Here is a 19,844-nt window from a genome sequence, read left to right on the forward strand (position 1 = left end):
AAATTCATATATAGCATCATTAACATTTGATTATTTTGGAAGTTTGCAATACATTTAACTTACTATAAATATTCGGGGTGAACCATGCATACGTTGTCTTTCATTTGTTGCCTAATCATTGTATTCGGTTTTATTGTTATGTATAAAAATTGGAACTGGGCTACTCATTTAACTTTTTTTATTGTACAAATCATTATAGGATATATTGTTATTATTTTGCATGCTGGTAAACTATCATTACCTATAGACTTAACGATTACTATGTTTGTTGGCGTATCACTTATACATATCAAACACAAACGATTATTACGATATAGAACAAGCGCACTTTTTATAAAACGTCTTTATTATATCGCCTTTAAATTACTGCTTTTCATGGTTGCATGTGCTTATATCAGTTTAATTCCAGTTGGAATTAATGTTATTTTTTACTGGGGCGCAGCCATTATGTTTAGTGCTTTTTTCACTTTTATCTGTTACGTGTTATGTTCATCTGCATTTTTAAATGTTACCTATCATCAAAATTTCGATGTCATTGTCATATTAGGGGCAGGTATTTTCACTAACCAAGTGACACCAATGCTTGCAAAAAGATTAGACAAAGCGTTGGAATTATATCAGTTATATCCAAATGCTCAGATTATCGTGAGTGGTGGCCAAGGACCAGATGAACCAATATCAGAGGCATTAGCGATGTATCAATATTTAGTGCATAACAACGTTAACCCATCAGCCATTACAATGGAAGACCAATCCACAAGCACATTCGAAAATATTAAATATACTAAAGCTTTAATTGAACATTATTACGAGAATGAACCAAACATTTTATGTGTAACTAGCCAATTTCATATTATGCGTGCATTAAGGTTCGGTCAAAAATTAAATATCAAACTGAAAGGTGTGGGCAGTCATACCCCTTACCCTTTTTTTGAAATCGCGTTAATCAGAGATTTCTTAGCAATTATGTATCAATATAAATTATTATTAACCATTTATTTTGCTACCTTATTTTGGGCATGCATGATGGCTTTATGGCATATACCATCCATGTAAAATTAAAGCATGGTATGATAAAAATTCAGTCTTAATTGTCTTATTTTGTTTTTTAAAAGACAATTACAAATAAATTCAAAAATTAATATAAGCATCTTTTTGAATTCAGTTCATTTTTCAAATCATTTTGCCAGAGTTGAGCAACAAATTCATTTTATAAAAATACGATTTCTGCCTTACTCTTAGCCATCATATAATTTTAAATAAACAAAAGCACCTCCATTTCTGAATGGAAGTGCTTTTGTTTATTTAGTATGAGAAAGGAACATTAAAATCATAATAGTAAAATGTGATATCTATCTTGTTGTTATAGATTATCATTATTTTATTTACTTACAATAATACCGTCATCTAATTCTATTACTCTATCAGCATAATCAAATAACCTTTTATCATGTGTTATCATAATACCAATCATTTTTTTACTTTGAATTTGATCTTTAATCATATCTATCACTTCGGTGGCGCGCTCTGCATCTAAACTTGCAGTAGGCTCATCAGCTAAAATCATTTTAGGATTATTCATTAATGATCTCATAATTGCAACACGTTGTTTTTGACCTCCTGATAGTGTATGGGGAAATGCGTTTAGTTGTTCTTCTAAACCTATTTGCTTTAATAATTTTTCTGCTCTTTTAGTTGCTTCTTTTTTAGACATTCCTGCTTCTTTACCAATTGTTGCCAACTGGTCTTTTACTTTTAAATACGGTACCAAATGAGAAGACTGAAATATAAAGCCTATTTCGTTTAGTCTCAATTCCGAAGCTTTTTTATCATTAGAATAGAGAGGTACACCATTATATAATATATTACCACTGCTTTGCGACAATAACCCGCCTAAAATAGTTAATAGTGTGGTTTTACCAGAACCAGAAGCACCATTTAAAATAACGAATTCTCCTTCATTAACTTCAAAATTAATTCCTTTTAAGACTTTTGTTTCTGAAGAACCTTTACCAAATGATTTTTTAATATCTTTTACTTGTAAACTCATCATTCTCCACCTCCAATTGCTTCAATAGGGTCTACTTTGAATAATTTTATAAATGATAGCGCTGCGCCCACTATAGCGACGATAATGAATATACCAACTACTAATAAAATATTTGTAACCGTTACATGGAATGGCATAGTAATCGGCATTATTAATGATAAGCTACTAATCAACCCTACAGAAATGATCACTGCAACCATGGTAGTGATTAATATTTGAATAATTAAAGCACTTAATAAATGTCTTGTCTTAATACCTATTGCTTTTAAAATACCTATTTCAGGTATCTTTTGTATTGTCATAACGTAGAAGAATGCACTAAGTACTATAGCAGATATAACAAACAAACTAACAATCATCATATTAAGCGGTGCTTGTTCTGCTTGATAACTTGGTATTTCAGCAGTAATATCATCTTCACTAAATACTTTTATACCAGAAATATCTTCTAATTCATTTTGTTGTTTTTGTGATAAATCTTTAACTGGATAAACCGTGCTCACTTCTTTATTTAATTCATCAAATCCACTGTTATTCATCATAACAACCGAACTATGAGAATACATTGTATCGTCTAAAATACCAGATACTTTTAATTTTTTCCCATTTTTGGTGTTAATTGTATCTCCGATTTCTACGCCATTAGCAGTTAACTTACTATTAATAGCAATTTCATTATCTTTTTCAGGATATTTACCTTCTGATAATTTCGGTTTTTCATTTGTCACTGTATTAGTCATAACCACATCTTCTTCATCTTTATCAATTTTCAGTGTTTGAGATGCTATTTTTAAAGGGGATTGGTCAGTTATATCTTCGACCTTCTGTTGTTGATCTGGCTTAATCACTGATTTCTCAATTTGTGGCTTTTTGTTGTCTTGCATAACGTATTTTTCTGCTTTCATATTGTCCAACATTGATACGTTCTCTCTTGCTAAACCTTGTGCTAAACCACTAATGAATAACACCATAACACCTAATAATAATATGATTAACATGATTAATATATAACGAAATTTATAATATTTAATTTCTTGCCATGCTAACTTCATAACGTTTCACTCCTTCAAAAGAACTTATATCTAGAGTTTAGTCGTAGTATATGAACTCAATATGAACAATTGTTAACCTTTTAAAAATTTCATATTTGTTAAGTCATTTCTTTCCATATATAATATTTATAAAATGGGTAAGGAGTTTTTGTGCATGACTACTTGTTTAATTGTCGATGACGATAAAAAAATTCTAGCATATGTTTCAAACTATGTTACAAAAGAAGGATTAGATGTAGTAACTCAAACAAGTGCCGAAGATGCGCTAGTATACCTTGATTCACATCAAGTTAATATCGCTATAGTCGATGTAATGATGTCAGGTATGAGTGGTTTTGAATTATGTAAAATTTTAAAAGAAGACTTTGAAATACCTGTGATTATGCTAACAGCACGGGATGCACTTAGCGACAAAGAACAAGCTTATTTAACAGGCACAGATGATTATGTAACCAAGCCTTTTGAAGTCAAAGAACTGATTTTCAGAATTAAAGCAGTTCTAAAGCGTTATAATATTAATGCAAATAATGAACTCAAAGTAGGCAATCTCATACTTAACCAAGCCTATTTAGAGCTTCAATCTTCTACCAAATCAATGAATCTACCAAACAAAGAATTTCAACTGTTATTTTTACTTGCTTCACACCCGAAACAAGTATTTAACCGTGATGATTTAATTGAGAAAATTTGGGGCTTTGATTATGAAGGAGACGAACGGACTGTTGATGTACACATCAAACGATTAAGAAAGCGTTTGTCAAAATTAGATGCGTCAATTACTATTCACACAGTTCGTGGTTTGGGATATAAGGTGGATGACAATGTTTAAATCACTCTATTCTCGTATTGCTATATATACAATTATCATTATGCTATCAAGTGCCATACTCAGTTTTTTATTAACTAATATTATCTATCACAATCATTTAAAAGAAAATAACGATACTAAAATTATGCGTACTTTAAAAGATGCTACATCTTATATGCATAAGTCTCATATAAATTTGCCCAAACCTTTTTTCAGACATTTAGGTGAAATGAATTACCAAATTATGACTGTAACCGAAAAAGGTGAGAAAGCCTATTATGGGGCTCCGTTTAGGAAAGATAATGTCGACACTAAAAATATTAAAGCCGTTTTAAATGGTAACGACTATCATGGTATAAAAAACTTATCTTACAATCCTTTTATTACTGGTTTTTTCGAAAATACCACACAAAATACCGTTGGTGTGCATTATGAAGCAAATGGCAAGAATTATGCCGTATTTATGAGGCCCGATATCGGCAAAACCTTTAGTGAATTTAGAATTTTCTTAATTATATTAATCACTCTATTGTTAGTCATTTCTATCATTTCGGTGATTTCTTCAACTTATATGATAATTAAACCGATACAGCAATTGAAGCAAGCAACAGAAAGACTTATGGAAGGTAATTTTGATGTGCCCATTAATGTTAAACGTAACGATGAATTCGGCACCTTGCAATATCGATTTGATAAAATGCGTTTATCTTTAAAACAACTGGATGACATGAGACAACACTTTGTCCAAAATGTCTCGCATGAGATTAAAACACCTTTAACACATATCCATCATTTACTTGATCAATTGAAATTCACTAAAGACGTTAGTGCCCGTGAACAATACATTGATGAAATATATCAAATTACAACACAACTTAGTGAATTAACAAAAGAACTTCTTTTACTATCAGAAATTGATAATGGCGAACATCTCGAATTAAATGACCACATAGCACTTAATAAACTTATTAAACAAATTATTCGTCATGAACAATTCTCTACAAATCAAAAAGATCTCATTATTATGTCAGATTTAGACAACGTAACATTTGTTGGGAATGAAAGATTGCTTCATCAAGCATTTCAAAACTTAATTATTAATGCCATCAAATACTCAGAACCAGGCGGAACAATTGATATTACACTAACGAACGACACTGACTTAAATGCGATTCATTTCACTATAACTGACGACGGTCAAGGTATGACACAAACAACACAATCTCATTTATTTGAACGTTTTTATAAAGCCAGTCATCATGATAATAGCAATGGATTAGGCTTAGCAATTGCAAAAGCTATTTTTGAATTACACGATGGTAAAATTAAAGTAGAAAGCGAAAAATATGAAGGCACTACATTTACTGTCATTATCAATAAATAAAAAGCGAGGCGGAGACATCATTATTGATGTCTCCGCCTCGCTTTCTTTATTAATAAGATGGGAATTAATTTATTTTTAAGTTTTTTGTAATTTCTTTATTGATTTGAGTATATAATGCTTCGTTTTCTGATAATTGCATACCAAATGAAGGAACAATTTCCTTAACTTTTTCTTCCCAATGGCTAAATTCATCTTTGTAACAACGTTGTAGCACATCTAACATGATATCAACAGCAGTGGAAGCACCTGGAGAAGCACCTAGCAACGCTGCTAATGAGCCATCTTCAGATGTAATAACTTCTGTACCAAATTGTAAAGTTCCTTTGCCCTTGTCCGTATCTTTAATAACTTGGACGCGTTGCCCTGCAACAACTATTTCCCAATCTTCACTCTTAGCATTTGGAACGAATTGACGCAAATCTTCCATTCTTTCCTCATTAGATAATGTCAGTTGAGAAATTAAATATTTTGTTAAATTCATTTCTTTAATCCCTGCAGACAACATTGTAATTAGATTATTGGGTTTTACAGATTTTATTAAATCCATATTTGAACCTGTTTTTAAGAATTTAGGTGAAAATCCAGCAAATGGCCCAAATAATAACGTACGTTGACCATCGATATAACGCGTATCTAAATGTGGAACTGACATTGGCGGTGCGCCAACAGCAGCTTTTCCATATACCTTAGCTAGATGTTTTGAAGTGATAGACTCATCTCTACATACTAAGAACAGCCCACTAACAGGGAACCCACCTATATGTTTAGATTCTTTAATGCCTGTTTTTTGTAATAATGGTAAACTTGCCCCGCCGGCACCAATAAATACAAAATCACTTTCTATTATAGTAACTTCTTCCGTTTTTAAATTTTTGACTTTAACTTCCCAACTGCCATCTTTGTGTTGATTTAAATTTTCTACTTCATGTTCATAATTAAGTTCAATATTTTTTTCTTCTAAGTTAGAAAACAACTTTTTAGTTAACGCGCTAAAATTTACATCGGTACCTGTTTTATCATATGTAATAGCCATCGGAATGTTTGATGTGCGTCCTTCCATAATTAACGGTGCCCACTCAGTAATTTTATCTTTATCATCAGTGATTTCCATATTACTAAATAATATGTTTTTATTTAATCGATCAACCCGTCTTTTTAAGAAATCGACATTGCGTACCCCTTGTACAAAACTCATATGTGGCACAGGTTTTATGAAAGCTTCTGGTTTTGATAGTTGCCCTTGTTTAACAAGATAATTCCAGAATTGTTTTGTAATTTGAAATTGCTCGTTTATCTTTACAGCTTTAGTAATATCAATTGAACCATCTTGGTTTTCATTTGTATAATTTAATTCACATAATGCAGAATGCCCTGTACCTGCATTATTCCAAGCATTAGAACTTTCTTCTGCGGGTGTAGATAATCTTTCAAACATTTTTATCTCTTTCTCAGGTGCAAGTTCTTTTAATAAAGTTCCTAGTGTTGCGCTCATGATACCGCCGCCAATTAATATGACATCTGTTTTGCTATGTTGTGTACTCATAACAAACACAGTCCCCCTTTTATATATGTTTATAGACACGTTATCTTTATCTAAGAAAATTTACAACTGTGATAAAGCGTTTTCTATAGCTAAAATTTTAAAATCTAATCCATTATTGTTATGTTTAAAACGTAAACAACAACAGAATCTTTCCGTACGCTTCTAATTATATACGTTATTGCCCTATGAAAAAAGGGCTTTCAGTAATTCTACACAAATTATGTTAATATGTGTTAACTAAAACAAGCATAATACAAACTTTTAACTTTATATCTTAATTGTTTAGGATTTAATCAAATGGTTTCTAATCTATTTATTATGAGTTACTTTATTCATTAAGTATATTTCATGCTATAATAAATTTTAATTTAGTTTATATAATTTGGAGGTATTCCAATGAAATCTATCACTTTTTTTATGCATAATATTTACGCCATGGGTGGAACTGTTAAATCTATTTCACAACTTGCTAATGTTTTAGCTGAAAAAGGTCACCAAATTGAAATTATTTCAGTTTTTAGAGGCGCTTCTCAGCCCTATTTTGATTTACATGATTCTATTCAAATTCGTTCTTTAACGGATTACCAAGTACATCCTTTAAATATTAAGGACATATTTTTTAACCGTATCCATAAATATACACCTTTTTCTAAACCAAGCATACTTTCACAACATGAACCTGGTTTAAATCAATTTTCACATTATATAGAAAAGAAAATGATTAAATCTATACGTAATGTTTCGACAGATATACTTATCGGCACAAGAGCTAGTTTTAATATATTAATTGCTTGTTATGGTTCACAGAATATAGAAAAAATTGGTATGGAGCATATGAACTTTGAAGCGCATAGTGATGCTTTGCAAGATGAGATTGCCACAGCTTATAAACATTTAGATAAAATAACGACCTTAACAGAAAGTGATAAACATACATATGAATCTATCGTTAACGTGCCTGTGTATATCGTCCCTAATATTTTAAATGAACCACGGTTGCCTGCATCTAAAGATAAAATTATCACTGCTGCAGGACGCTTAGAATACGAAAAAGGGTTTGATCTATTAATTAAAAGCATCATCCCTATCCAGCAAGAAGTGAGACGCTTTAAATATCAAATACACATTTACGGTGATGGAGAAGCGCATGCCCTATTACAACAGCTCATCATAGATCATCAACTTGCGGATATCATAAAACTTCAAGGCGCAACACAACAGTTAAATGAAAAGTTAGCAATGAGTGAAATTACGGTTGTGCCTTCACGTAATGAAGGTTTTGGTATGGTTATTTTAGAAGCAATGAACCAGAGTAATATTGTAGTCAGTTTTAATGGGAATGCTGGTCCTGATTCTCTGATAAATAATAATGTGAATGGTTATTTAGTTACACACGGGAGTATAGAAGATTTATCAAATCAATTGCTAAGACTGATTAATCAAGAATTTAATAAACAACATTTGATTGAAAATGCATACCAAACGGTGCAATCTTATTCACCAGACTCTGTGTACCAATCATTTCAAACTATGTTAGAATCCTAATAAAAAAAGCGTACGAAATCAATTTTGAACTATTGATTTCGTAGGCCTTTTATCATTGTATCTGAATATCAGATTATAGTTCTAAAACAACTGAGGGTGCAGACAACTTCTAAAATATCATTGTTGCACTTAATACTATCCGTTGTTTTTAATGTAAAATTAAGTTTAAAATAAATGTCCATACACATACAAATATAATTAATACAACACTATAGCGTAAAGTCATTTTTAATAATTCTGATTCCTTACCTACTTGTTGTACAGACGCAGTGGCAATGGCAATGGATTGTGGTGAAATTAATTTTGCTGCAACTCCACCCACTGTATTTGCGGACACAAGTAATGCGCCACTTGTACCAATATTATTAGCAACTGCTGCTTGTATAGGTGCAAATAATGTATTGTTGTTTGTCACTGAGCCAGTTAAAAAGACACCAATCCAACCTAAAACAGGTGATAGTAATGGGAATATTGATCCTGTTTTTGCTATTCCTTCACCCAAAGCGTTACTCAAACCTGCGTACGTCATTAACTTCGAAATAACCAAAATAATACATATCGTAATAATCGGTAACCATAATTCTTTAAATGTAACTTTAAATAAACGTGTTGCATCAAACAAGCTCACTTGTCTTGACATTAATATTGTAATGATAACCACCAATAAAATGGCTGTGCCAGTTTGTCCTATAATATTTAGCGGAAGTGTAATTGCTTTATCAGCAATCTCGCTATAAGTTCCAGGTAACGCTATATTAAACACGAATGCATTTAATATGCCATTAGGAGCAAACATTGCTTTAAATTGAGGTGCACTCCAAATCATTACTAATACAGTTAAAATAACGAATGGACACCATGCGTATATTAATGATTTAAAGCTATGTTTTTCAATGGGTTTTGGTTCGCTACTGTCTTTCAATCTAAATATCTCTTTAGGTTGATGTTTTTTTGAAAAAACAGCTAACGCTAACATTGCGCCTAATGGCGGAATAATGTCTGCGAGTTCAGGTCCAATAAACACAGTAATAATAGCTTGTAACACTGTGAATGTACCTCCAACAATTAAAATGGCTGGTAATGTCTCTTTAATACCTTTAAAGCCATCAATAATCCAAATTAATAAAAACGGTATAAACATATTCATAATGGATAATGTTAAAGCTGACATCTGAGAAACTGCAAATCCTGTAACGTCACCTGGTAAGCCAAGTGTATCGATAACTGTCACTGGTAAACCAATTGCTCCAAATGCACCAGCTGTGGCGTTCGCAATCAAACACAACATTGCTGCTTGTAAAGGCTTAAAACCTAACTGGGTTAATAATAGTGCACATATCGCAATTGGTACACCAAAACCTGCCGCCCCTTCTAAGAAGCCATTAAATGCAAAACCAATTAATAATAATTGTATACGGTGATCTTGCGACACACTTGCGATACTATCTTGAATTGTACTAAATTGACCAGTCTCATTAGTAACCTTATATAATAATACAGCCATCATTACAATATAACCAATAGGTATAATGCCTTGGAAAAACCCTTCTATAGAAGCACCAGTAGCTATCTTCATAGGTAATTTAAATATGCTTATAGCAAGTATGAGTGTAACTACTAAAGTAGTAATTGAAGCATATATCCCTTTCATTTTAAAAATAGTTAAACATAATAAGAATAAAATAATAGGTATAGCAGCCACAATACTTGATAATAAGACGTTACCAAAGGGGTTAAAACTTTCTACAAACATTTACAATCACTTCCTATACTTAAAATAATTAGCCATCTCTATATTGTGAATTATTTCACATAAATTATAACATCCTTTTCAGTCAAAACACAATAAGTTTTTTTAAAAAACAATCATTTTGTATATTAAAGTTATTTATTTTGGTTAATAAGGCAAAATACAGTATATTAAAATTGATTTTTTCAAACTTTTTAATTAATTATTTATTTTAACATATACGTTTCTTTTGTCTCTAATGCACTCCATGATAAAATAGAAATAATCATATTTAAGTAGAGGGATAGTAAATGATAAAGCAAATTGAAATTTTAGAGTGGGATCTTTTAGCAAAGGAACTTCAAAAAGCTACAACAGAAGGTTATTCTCATTTTGTACTTATAAATCAGGATGTTGAAATTTACCAATCAATGATAAAAGCAGTTGAGCTCAGGCCTGTCACGATGGTGGCAGATTATACAATTAATCAACAATATTTAAATGACTGCCGATATTTCGGACAATTATATATTACTTTTAATGATTGGATAGACAACATCAACCATTTTCCGAATGTAATCTTTCATATTGAAACTGTAGCCCATTTAATGAACCAATATCAAATACATAATGCATTTGACTTAGCATTGTTGTCACTGTTACAAGATGATATTGCTACAGATAGCCATGTCGTTTTTAATTTTAAACATAATCATAGAACTAGTAAGACAGTTTGGAAATATATTGACGATTTTACGCCGCTAAACACAACTAAATTCAGCCTAAACAAATTAGCATTTAAACATAGGCATCCGGTACCTTTTAAAAGTAAAGAAACGTTACCACCTGAAACTAAAGCGGTTCGTTCTACTGATAAAGCGCTAAAGTCTACTAATTTTAAACTTCCTCATTGGATTTATAATCTCATTCATTCCCATTATGAAAAGAAACATTATGAAATGAGTTATATTTACAAAAAAGATAAAACGAAAATCAAAAATCACATTGTTTTTTTAGGTTTTAATTATGGATTCCAAGGTAATTCACGTTATTTATTTAATCATTTTGCAAAACACTTTTCGAAATTACCGATATTTTTTATAACAAAAGACGTTAGTGGGCCTAATTTTGTTAATCCAGATGATCCAAAAGCTAAAACACTTATTGAAACAGCAAGTGTGGTTATATTAGAGACGTACATACCTGACGGTTTAAAACCGAACGGTACGATTATCCAACTTTGGCATGGCACACCAATTAAAAAGTTATTTTTAGATAGTCATGAACCAAGTGAAAATCTCAACATTTATAATTATCGTGCCCGTAAATACAATAAATGGTTGCACCAAGATTATTTCGTCAGTGATTGTGAAGCGATTATGGAATATTTTAAATCTGCTTTCCCACAGCAGCATACACATTTGTTGAACTGTGGCTACCCTAGAATTAGATATTTATTAGATAAACAATCCGATCAACCTTATATCTCATTCATTAAAAAAGAATTGAAATTAAACCCAGATAAACAAACATTGCTTTACGTGCCAACATGGAAAGCAACAAACGAAACATCAGATTTATTACCTATTAGTGACGGATTATTAAATAAATATAATGTTATTTTTAAAGGGCACACTAAAGACGAATCTAACTATATTCCCGAGAACGCTATCGTCGCACCATCAAATTTAGAAGTTCAAGATTTATTACTTGCGTCAGACATTGTATTAACAGACTACTCTTCAATTATTTTTGATGCATTAACAATTGATAAAATTGTTTGTCAATATACACCTGACCATGAAAAATATGTTTCAGAGCGTGGTGTATATGATGATGTCATGCATTCTCTTTCTACTGTTAGATATAGTGATGCAAAAGCACTTTTAAATGATTTAATCAGTCATCAAATGAAGGACATACATGAAAATCCTTTTATAAACAAGGATAATCATGCTTTTGAAACAATTTCTCATATTATTCAAAAATCAATTAAATCCAACAAATAAATGATATGTATCAAAATGTAAACAATCGATCTAATACGATATTCCTTTAGAAAATAGACCGCTAAACACAACTTGAGCTGGTTAAAAATGAATATGGTTCAATTTAAACATTAAGTCATCTAACGATAATAACGCATAAGAGGGAGCAAGACAGAAATCACATTTTACTAAAATGGTTTCGTTGTCTTGCTCCCTTATGCTTGTTTTTTAATTGTAATTCTATGTTCATGATAACCATGCACTATTTAGCCGTCACAAATAAATTTTAACTCTATACCTGTTAATATATCGGTTATACTTTTTATTGTTGGTAAGCTGGATCAACGACTCTAACTGTGCCTTGTTGATCGACTGTTACAATTGAATACGTACCTGGTTGCGCTTGATTTTGGAAGCTAAAGATGTAACTATAATTCCCATCGCTTCCTTCAATTGCATAATCATTATAAGGATTCGACTGACCATTTAATGCATTCACTTCAGCCGTGGCATTATCTAACGCATTTTGGAAATGAGGTAATGATTGTAAAGCCACTTGTGCGTCAGTATTACCTGAAGTAATATTTTGTGCTACTGGTACTGCATTTTGACCTTGGTATGGTGCTACGTATTGATTTTTTGTAGCGTCACTTGAGTTATCCGCATTTGAATTGCTATTACGATTTGGTTCTTGATTACTATTAGCATTACTTGATGTATTATCATTAGGACTAGCGTTGTCTTGAGCATTACTATCACTATTAGATTCGCTGCTGTTGTTAGCATTATTATCCGAACTGTGATTAGCATTTTCATCGTTTTCTGAATTGTTATCATCGTTAGCATTAGAGTCAGTGCCATTCATGCTAGAGTTACTGTCCGAATTATCGTTAGCGCTATCATTGTTTTTTTCGTCATCATTTTTAGAATCTTTTTCATTATCCTTCGATTGATCATCTGAAGATTGATTGTCTTTCGAGTTATCATCCTTATTTCCATCATCATCATTACTACCATTAGAACAAGCTGCAAGCACCAACGAAAGTGTTAAAAAACCTGCTAATAATTTTTTCATATACATACCTCCTAAATTTGTTTTGCTCATTTCCTAATTATCGTTACTATGTATGACAACTATCAATTAGGGCAAATGAGAATCATTATATTATTCACCATTATTATTAAGCTAAACAACTTTTTACAAAACTTTTTCGAATTTAAATATAATTTTCACAAAATCTAAAAACCTAAAACGTTTATTTAACGCACTATATAATGTTAAAAAATAATAACGCTACATTCTACATTATGTGTGAGATAACTGAATGGTGAATGATTAATTGTAAATAGCGTCTATATACTTTTTTCCATTATCAAATCTGTATCTACAACTGCTCCTGTATAAAATTTATGAGAGCCTGTTATTTTTAGTCCCTGCTTTTTATAAAAATTTAGCGCTTGTTCATTATATTCCCAAACACCTAACCAAATTTTTGATTTTTGTAATTCTTGTGCTTTTTTAATTGCAAAATTAAAGACTTGTTTCCCTTTACCGCTACCTTGTGAACCCGGCAAAAAATATATACGTTGTATTTCTAAATAATCACTCCCCATTGTTTCAGTTTGTGCTTCATTAATATTTAATTTAAAATAACCTACAACTTGATTATTTACACGATAAAAATAAGTAAAAGCATAAGCATCTTCGAGTTCTTTTTTCAATTTTTCAACGCTATATGCCTCATCAAAATACTGTTTAAAATCTTCTTTTGAGTATTCACCATCTTTAAAGGTGTTTTTAAATGTTGATATACAAATATCTCTCAACAATGTTACTTCTGATTCTTTCACTAACTCAATTGTTTCCGTCATATATATCCACCTTTTTAGTTATCTTGTCAATTAGTATACTAAAATATGTAATAGGTTACTATACAACTCAATAGATTTTATGTATCATCCCAAAAATATTAAAACGCTTACTTTAAAACAGTCATTTTCCACTTATTGTGAAATTGACAATATCATGATAAAGTAGTCCTAGCTTTTTAATTGTTCATAAAAATATACATAAGGGAGTGCCATAAGGCAATGACTAAAACATTTAAAGCTTTTGTGGTCAATGAACAAGACGGCAAAGTAACAAGCGAATTTAAAGATATCACAATAAATGATCTTCCAGAAGGCGAAGTGTTAATCAAAACCAAATACTCTGGGATTAATTATAAAGATGCCTTAGCTACTGTTGAAAATTCTAAGATCGTTCAATCTTATCCAATGGTGCCTGGGATTGACTTAGCGGGCGTTGTAGCCCATTCAGATACTCATGCTTTTGAACCAGGAGATGAAGTCATCGTAACTGGCTATGATTTAGGGACAAATCATTTTGGAGGCTTTAGTGAATACGTTCGTGTTAAAGAAGAATGGATTGTACCTTTACCAAAGGATCTAACACTTGAAGAAGCAATGATCTATGGAACAGCTGGTTATACAGCGGGGTTAGCAATTGAAAGATTAGAACATAATGGTCTATCAGTTGAAAAGGATAAAGTACTTGTCAGAGGCGCAACTGGAGGCGTAGGCACATTAGCTGTAATGATGTTAGACGCTATTGGTTATAAGGTCATCGCTAGTACAGGGAAATCTGAAGCAACTGACAAACTTAAAGCATTAGGCGCGAAAGATGTAGTGCCTAGGATAACTAAGCATGACGATAAACTACTAGGGAAGCGTACATGGCAAGCAGTCATCGATCCTGTAGGTGGCGAGAGCTTTTCACAAATTGTCAAACAGCTTAATTACAATGGAAGTGTGGCACTTATTGGTATGACTGGAGGCGCTACATTTGATAGTTCAGTCTTTCCATTTATATTAAGAGGCGTAAACGTTATCGGTATCGACTCAGTATATACTGAAATGAAACAACGTAAGCATATATGGCGCAGACTAGCCAAAGATTTAAAGCCTGATCAATTACATGATATAAAACATACCATTAAGTTTAAAGATATCAAAAATAGTATTAATGAAGTTCTTCAACATAAAAACTCTGGTAGAATTGTCATAGAGTTCGACTCATAACATAGTCACTACCAAAACTCCGTACTGTAAAATTCAATTTGAAGTGCGGAGTTTTATTTTATAACAATTTATATAACTTCGTATTTTTATCGGAACTTCAAAAATATTACATTTCATATAAATAAGTATGAATAAATAAAATTATTATACTTTAACATTTACAACTAAAATATGAAAGCGTATACTTATGATTATCGAATATTATCAGGAGGGTTTGTATGGGAATTAAAGTGAATAAGAAACTCATCTTTTTCCTTGGTGCCTTGGGAGGATTACTCTACGGTTATGATATGGGAGTAATTTCAGGTGCTCTATTATTTATAAAAGATGACATTCCATTAAATAGTTTTACTGAAGGACTAGTCGTTGCATCTATGTTAATCGGAGCTATATTTGGTTCTGGGGCAAGTGGTCCTATGTCTGACAGACTTGGTCGTAGACGCGTAGTATTTATTATAGCGATTATCTACATTGTAGGTGCGTTAATTTTAGCGTTAGCGCCATCCATGCCAGTATTAGTTATTGGTAGACTTGTGATTGGATTAGCTGTAGGTGGTTCAACTGCAATTGTACCAGTTTATTTATCAGAAATGGCACCTACTGAACAGCGTGGTTCTTTAAGTTCATTAAACCAATTAATGATTACAATTGGTATTTTATCTTCATATTTAATCAACTATGCTTTTACACCAATCGAAGGATGGAGATGGATGTTAGGTTTAGCAGTATTGCCTTCTCTAATTCTATTAATTGGTGTTGCCTTTATGCCAGAAAGTCCTAGATGGTTACTTGAACATAAAAGTGAAAAAGCTGCTCGTGACGTTATGAAATTGACGTTTAAGGAAAGTGAAATTGACAAAGAAATTGCTGATATGAAAGAAATTAATGCTATTTCTGAAAGCACATGGAAGGTTTTAAAATCACCATGGTTACGCCCAACGCTTATTATTGGTAGTGTGTTTGCATTATTACAACAAATTATAGGTATTAATGCTATTATCTATTACGCACCTACTATTTTTAGTAAAGCTGGTTTAGGTAATGCGACTTCTATTTTAGGTACCGTTGGTATTGGTACGGTAAACGTGCTGATTACAATTGTGGCAATTATGATTATCGATAAGATTGACCGTAAACGCCTATTAGTTATTGGTAATATCGGTATGGTGGCTTCACTATTAATTATGGCGATATTAATTTGGACAATGGGCATCCAATCATCTGCTTGGATTATGGTTGCTTGTCTCACATTATTTATTATATTCTTTGGTTTTACTTGGGGACCAGTACTCTGGGTTATGCTTCCAGAATTATTCCCAATGCGTGCACGTGGCGCTGCAACAGGTATAGCTGCTTTAGTATTATCTATCGGTAGTTTACTAGTTGCACAATTTTTCCCTATTTTGACTGAAGTATTAGCTGTTGAGCAAGTGTTCTTAATCTTTGCTGCTATTGGCATTTGTGCTTTAATCTTCGTTATTAAATACCTACCAGAAACGCGTGGTCGTAGTTTAGAAGAAATTGAAGCTGATTTACGTTCTAGAACAAACGCAACAGAGGCTGATATTAATGAATCAAAATAATTATTATATCTAAGTTAAGTTAAACAATTAAACTTTAATATTAAAAAAGAGCGGAAAAGAAATCACATTTTCTAAATTGATTTCTTTAATCCGCTCTTTATTTTTGTATGATATTCTAATTCAAAATACAAATTTAATATTTAATATACATACCACAAGAATGTGGTTCAGTAGTGATAAAGCCATATTGTTCATACAGCTTATCTGCAGGATAATCTGCAATCAAACTCACATACGTCCCTTCTTCAGCGACAGATTGAATATATTTCATAATATGTGCCATAACTTGTTTGCCGTACCCTTCACCTTGATATTTTGTATCTACTGCAATATCAATAATCTGAAAAGCAGTGCCTCCATCACCGACCACTCTGCCCATCGCTATTAACGATGCGTCATCATAAACTGTCACATTGAAACAAGCATTTGAAAGCCCCTTTTCAGCCGCTTTCTGAGATTTTTCACTTAGTCCCACTGTTTTTCTCATGTTTCTATAATCTTTTACTGTTGGTGCTTCATGCTTTATCTCAATCACGCTATTTCATCTCCTATCCAAAAGTCATCGTATATCTGATATACAAATTAACACATTATAAATATTTCTTCATTACTACTTTATTAGATTCCTTAAAAGCGTCATTATGACTAGATACATAACCTTCTGGCGCTGCTTCAGGCTCAACATAAAGTTTAGCTAAATTTGCTGCATTTGCAGCATCGCTAAATGCACTCGCAATTAAATGTGCCTTTGCCTCATGATAAATAATATCACCACAGGCATACAAACCATCAATACTTGTCGCTGTATTTCCAAACCCTTTAATACTATATTCACTAAACATATCGACTTGAGTTGTAGATTGTTCTAGTAATGTGTTCTCTCTATCAAAACCATGACTAATAATAACTTCGTCAAATGTACGAGCGATTTGTTCTTTCGTTTCCATATTTTCTAATATCACTTGTTGTATACGTGATTGAGTTGCATCACCTATTAGTTGATAAATATGCGTATTTGGCATTTTTTCTACTGCTAATTGATCTAATAAATCTCTCATCGCTTCATAACCTTTAATATCTGATTTTCGATAAATTAATGTCACACTTTTAGCATAGCCACTTAAATCACTTGCCCAATCTAAAGCAGAATTTCCTGCTCCTGAAATTAAAACGTCTTTATCTTTAAAATGTTTTAAAGATTGCACCACGTAATGCAAGTTTGTTAATTTATATCTTTCTGCGCCTTTAATATCTAATTGTTTTGGATTAATAATGCCACCGCCAATAGCAATAATTACTGATTTAGATTCATAAATATGCCCTTTATCTGTTTCTATTTCAAAATGACGTTCAGCTATTTTTCTAATATCGATGACACGTTCTTCTAAATTGACTTTAGGCTCAAAATGTAAGCCTTGATTTACAGTGTCTTGTATAATTTCATAACAAGGTTTAGGCGCTAATCCACCTATATCCCAAATAATCTTTTCCGGGTAAACATGCATTTTACCTCCAAGTTTATCTTGAATATCAATAATTCTTACCTTCATACCTCTTAACCCAGAATAAAAACTAGCAAATAAACCTGCTGGTCCGCCACCGATAATAATCACATCATCCATAAAATTCCTCCTACAATCTACTAGTACTTTTATTTCATTATCCTATTATTGATAATGCTTATCAATTAAAAAGTGCCAATTTTTAAACTTTAATAATAATCCATGCTTTTTATCTAAAAAATAAAAATAGGATGCGCTTAAAATACTAATTACACTGTCACAGCAAGATAACTAAGAAAAAAGCAAACAAAAACTAAAATGGTTATATAAGCAGTCATTTATAACCAAATACACAAAAACGCCTAGCATATGTATGCCTGGCGTTTTTGTCTTTATTAAAGATATAATCAATTAGTTTAGAGCCTAATTTTTATAAGCACTTAATTTTTAGGATTTTTAATAATTGCATTTTTAAGTAAGAAAAATAGTAAAATAAAACCAGCTGTTAAAATTGTATGACCCATACCCGCATATCCTGCAAATGAATCTGGCACTGTAAGCCCCATTACTTGGTATGTTCCTTTTGTAAACATCATACCTATAGTAGCTAAGACCCCTAGATTATACACAATAAAGAACCAATTAAATAAATAGTAACTACTTAATTTAAATACTTTAGCTACTGGTAATAAGATAAGGTGCATAAACATGCCTAATATAAGTGTGTGTGTATGCACAACTACTAACTGTGTATCCCCTGTAAAATCATAGGCAAGTGTTAGCTCACGGTAATAAAAACCACTAAGCAATCCTAAAATTGTATAAATTAAAAAAGCATACAGTATTCTGCGCATTCAAAATCCTCCTCAAAATTATTATAAGACAAATCTTTACAAATTACAGTGACAATTCATCAAACATAATAAAAAAAGAGCGTAGAGCAAAAGTCAATCCTTGCCCTACGCTCATTACCATTCTAATTATTATGCTTTACGTGATTTTTTAAAAATGGCTATTAACGATAAAATAATAGCTACGATAGATATAATCCACAAAGCCATCGAATCATTACTGGACTGACTACTTTCAGATTCAACATCAGCATTTTCAGATACTTTCGTTACTGGAGAAGGCTTTTCAGCATCTTCGTCTCCGTCCCATTTAACTGTTTCTCCATCGTCATAAGTTTGATAAGCCTCCCACTTAAACTCGCCTTCTTTTTCAGGGTTGGCTACTTGGATAGGTAAATCTACAAATTCATTTGGTCCTATACCTTTATCTTTAGCTGTCCAAGTAATTTTTGTAATATTCCCATCATCATCTTTTGTTAATTTATGGTCAAACGTTTCATGCGGCGCTACGCCCACAACGTTTACACCTTTAGGAACTTTCAATTCAATTTTTGTAGTGTTAGATTCTTTTTCTACTGGTACTCTAACATCATATTTTTCATAAGAACCTGGTTCACTCGTGTCAGGGTTCAATGTCACATGTGCCTCTGCGCTTTTAGAAAATATTAAAGCGGTAAAACAAGCTACGATAGCTAAAATTAATTGTTTTTTCATTATTTATAAGCTCC

17 protein-coding genes are annotated in these 19,844 nt (G+C 31.9%); 7 read left to right on the forward strand and 10 right to left on the reverse strand.

What is annotated here, in order from left to right:
- The first annotated feature begins 84 nt into the window (after positions 1–84).
- Positions 85–1,056, forward strand: coding sequence for a YdcF family protein (locus tag IEU88_RS00895; protein ID WP_103373624.1), 972 nt, complete (start codon positions 85–87; stop codon positions 1,054–1,056).
- Positions 1,057–1,381: 325 nt separating this feature from the next.
- Here IEU88_RS00895 and IEU88_RS00900 read toward each other — a convergent pair whose 3' ends face one another.
- Both IEU88_RS00900 and IEU88_RS00905 read right to left on the reverse strand, forming a co-directional pair.
- A complete protein-coding gene (locus IEU88_RS00900) occupies positions 1,382–2,050 on the reverse strand; it encodes an ABC transporter ATP-binding protein (RefSeq protein WP_096811197.1) in 669 nt (222 codons plus the stop codon).
- Entirely contained in the window at positions 2,050–3,102 is a 1,053-nt protein-coding gene (locus IEU88_RS00905) for an ABC transporter permease (RefSeq protein WP_096808565.1), read from the reverse strand. Before IEU88_RS00905 ends, IEU88_RS00900 begins: the two co-directional genes overlap by 1 nt.
- Before the next feature lie 154 nt (positions 3,103–3,256).
- On the opposite strand from IEU88_RS00905, the gene IEU88_RS00910 reads away from it, so the two are divergent.
- Entirely contained in the window at positions 3,257–3,931 is a 675-nt protein-coding gene (locus IEU88_RS00910; RefSeq protein ID WP_096808564.1) for a response regulator transcription factor, read from the forward strand.
- Entirely contained in the window at positions 3,924–5,294 is a 1,371-nt protein-coding gene (locus tag IEU88_RS00915) for a HAMP domain-containing sensor histidine kinase (protein WP_115359559.1), read from the forward strand. The genes IEU88_RS00910 and IEU88_RS00915 overlap by 8 nt, the downstream gene beginning before the upstream one ends.
- Before the next feature lie 64 nt (positions 5,295–5,358).
- Here the strand turns inward: IEU88_RS00915 and mqo are convergent, their stop codons facing one another.
- The gene (gene mqo / locus IEU88_RS00920) at positions 5,359–6,837 is read right to left on the reverse strand and encodes a malate dehydrogenase (quinone) (RefSeq protein WP_096808562.1); all 1,479 of its coding nucleotides are present in this window, start codon (positions 6,835–6,837) and stop codon (positions 5,359–5,361) included.
- A 396-nt stretch (positions 6,838–7,233) separates the two neighbouring features.
- Here mqo and IEU88_RS00925 point away from each other — a divergent pair, with 396 nt between their 5' ends.
- Positions 7,234–8,382: a glycosyltransferase family 4 protein gene (locus tag IEU88_RS00925; RefSeq protein WP_103373629.1), complete on the forward strand. Its 1,149-nt coding sequence runs from the start codon at positions 7,234–7,236 to the stop codon at positions 8,380–8,382.
- 148 nt (positions 8,383–8,530) lie between these two features.
- Here the strand turns inward: IEU88_RS00925 and IEU88_RS00930 are convergent, their stop codons facing one another.
- Positions 8,531–10,135, reverse strand: coding sequence for an L-lactate permease (locus IEU88_RS00930; protein WP_103373630.1), 1,605 nt, complete (start codon positions 10,133–10,135; stop codon positions 8,531–8,533).
- 287 nt (positions 10,136–10,422) lie between these two features.
- On the opposite strand from IEU88_RS00930, the gene IEU88_RS00935 reads away from it, so the two are divergent.
- The gene (locus tag IEU88_RS00935) at positions 10,423–12,120 is read left to right on the forward strand and encodes a CDP-glycerol glycerophosphotransferase family protein (RefSeq protein ID WP_103373579.1); all 1,698 of its coding nucleotides are present in this window, start codon (positions 10,423–10,425) and stop codon (positions 12,118–12,120) included.
- Between the two features lie 301 nt (positions 12,121–12,421).
- On the opposite strand, the gene IEU88_RS00940 is transcribed toward IEU88_RS00935, so the two are convergent.
- The gene (locus IEU88_RS00940; protein ID WP_103373578.1) at positions 12,422–13,174 is read right to left on the reverse strand and encodes a hypothetical protein; all 753 of its coding nucleotides are present in this window, start codon (positions 13,172–13,174) and stop codon (positions 12,422–12,424) included.
- A 278-nt stretch (positions 13,175–13,452) separates the two neighbouring features.
- Positions 13,453–13,971 carry a GNAT family N-acetyltransferase gene (locus IEU88_RS00945; protein WP_096808557.1) on the reverse strand — a complete coding sequence of 173 codons (519 nt, stop codon included), beginning with the start codon at positions 13,969–13,971 and terminating at the stop codon, positions 13,453–13,455.
- Positions 13,972–14,190: 219 nt separating this feature from the next.
- Here IEU88_RS00945 and IEU88_RS00950 point away from each other — a divergent pair, with 219 nt between their 5' ends.
- Positions 14,191–15,180, forward strand: a complete 990-nt coding sequence (locus tag IEU88_RS00950) for an acrylyl-CoA reductase family protein (RefSeq protein ID WP_103373577.1) — start codon at positions 14,191–14,193, stop codon at positions 15,178–15,180.
- Between the two features lie 218 nt (positions 15,181–15,398).
- Positions 15,399–16,763, forward strand: coding sequence for a glucose transporter GlcP (gene glcP / locus IEU88_RS00955; protein WP_174221765.1), 1,365 nt, complete (start codon positions 15,399–15,401; stop codon positions 16,761–16,763).
- Between the two features lie 133 nt (positions 16,764–16,896).
- On the opposite strand, the gene IEU88_RS00960 is transcribed toward glcP, so the two are convergent.
- The 4 genes from IEU88_RS00960 to IEU88_RS00975 all read right to left on the reverse strand — a co-directional run bounded on the left by IEU88_RS00960 (position 16,897) and on the right by IEU88_RS00975 (position 19,830).
- Positions 16,897–17,298, reverse strand: coding sequence for a GNAT family N-acetyltransferase (locus IEU88_RS00960; protein WP_107644111.1), 402 nt, complete (start codon positions 17,296–17,298; stop codon positions 16,897–16,899).
- 55 nt (positions 17,299–17,353) lie between these two features.
- The gene (locus IEU88_RS00965) at positions 17,354–18,385 is read right to left on the reverse strand and encodes an NAD(P)/FAD-dependent oxidoreductase (RefSeq protein WP_096808554.1); all 1,032 of its coding nucleotides are present in this window, start codon (positions 18,383–18,385) and stop codon (positions 17,354–17,356) included.
- Between the two features lie 320 nt (positions 18,386–18,705).
- Positions 18,706–19,119, reverse strand: coding sequence for a DUF2871 domain-containing protein (locus IEU88_RS00970; RefSeq protein WP_096808553.1), 414 nt, complete (start codon positions 19,117–19,119; stop codon positions 18,706–18,708).
- Between the two features lie 129 nt (positions 19,120–19,248).
- Positions 19,249–19,830, reverse strand: a complete 582-nt coding sequence (locus IEU88_RS00975; RefSeq protein ID WP_103373356.1) for a YcnI family copper-binding membrane protein — start codon at positions 19,828–19,830, stop codon at positions 19,249–19,251.
- Positions 19,831–19,844 lie beyond the last annotated feature (14 nt).

It is taken from the genome of Staphylococcus nepalensis, assembly GCF_014635045.1.
GTDB lineage: Bacteria > Bacillota > Bacilli > Staphylococcales > Staphylococcaceae > Staphylococcus > Staphylococcus nepalensis.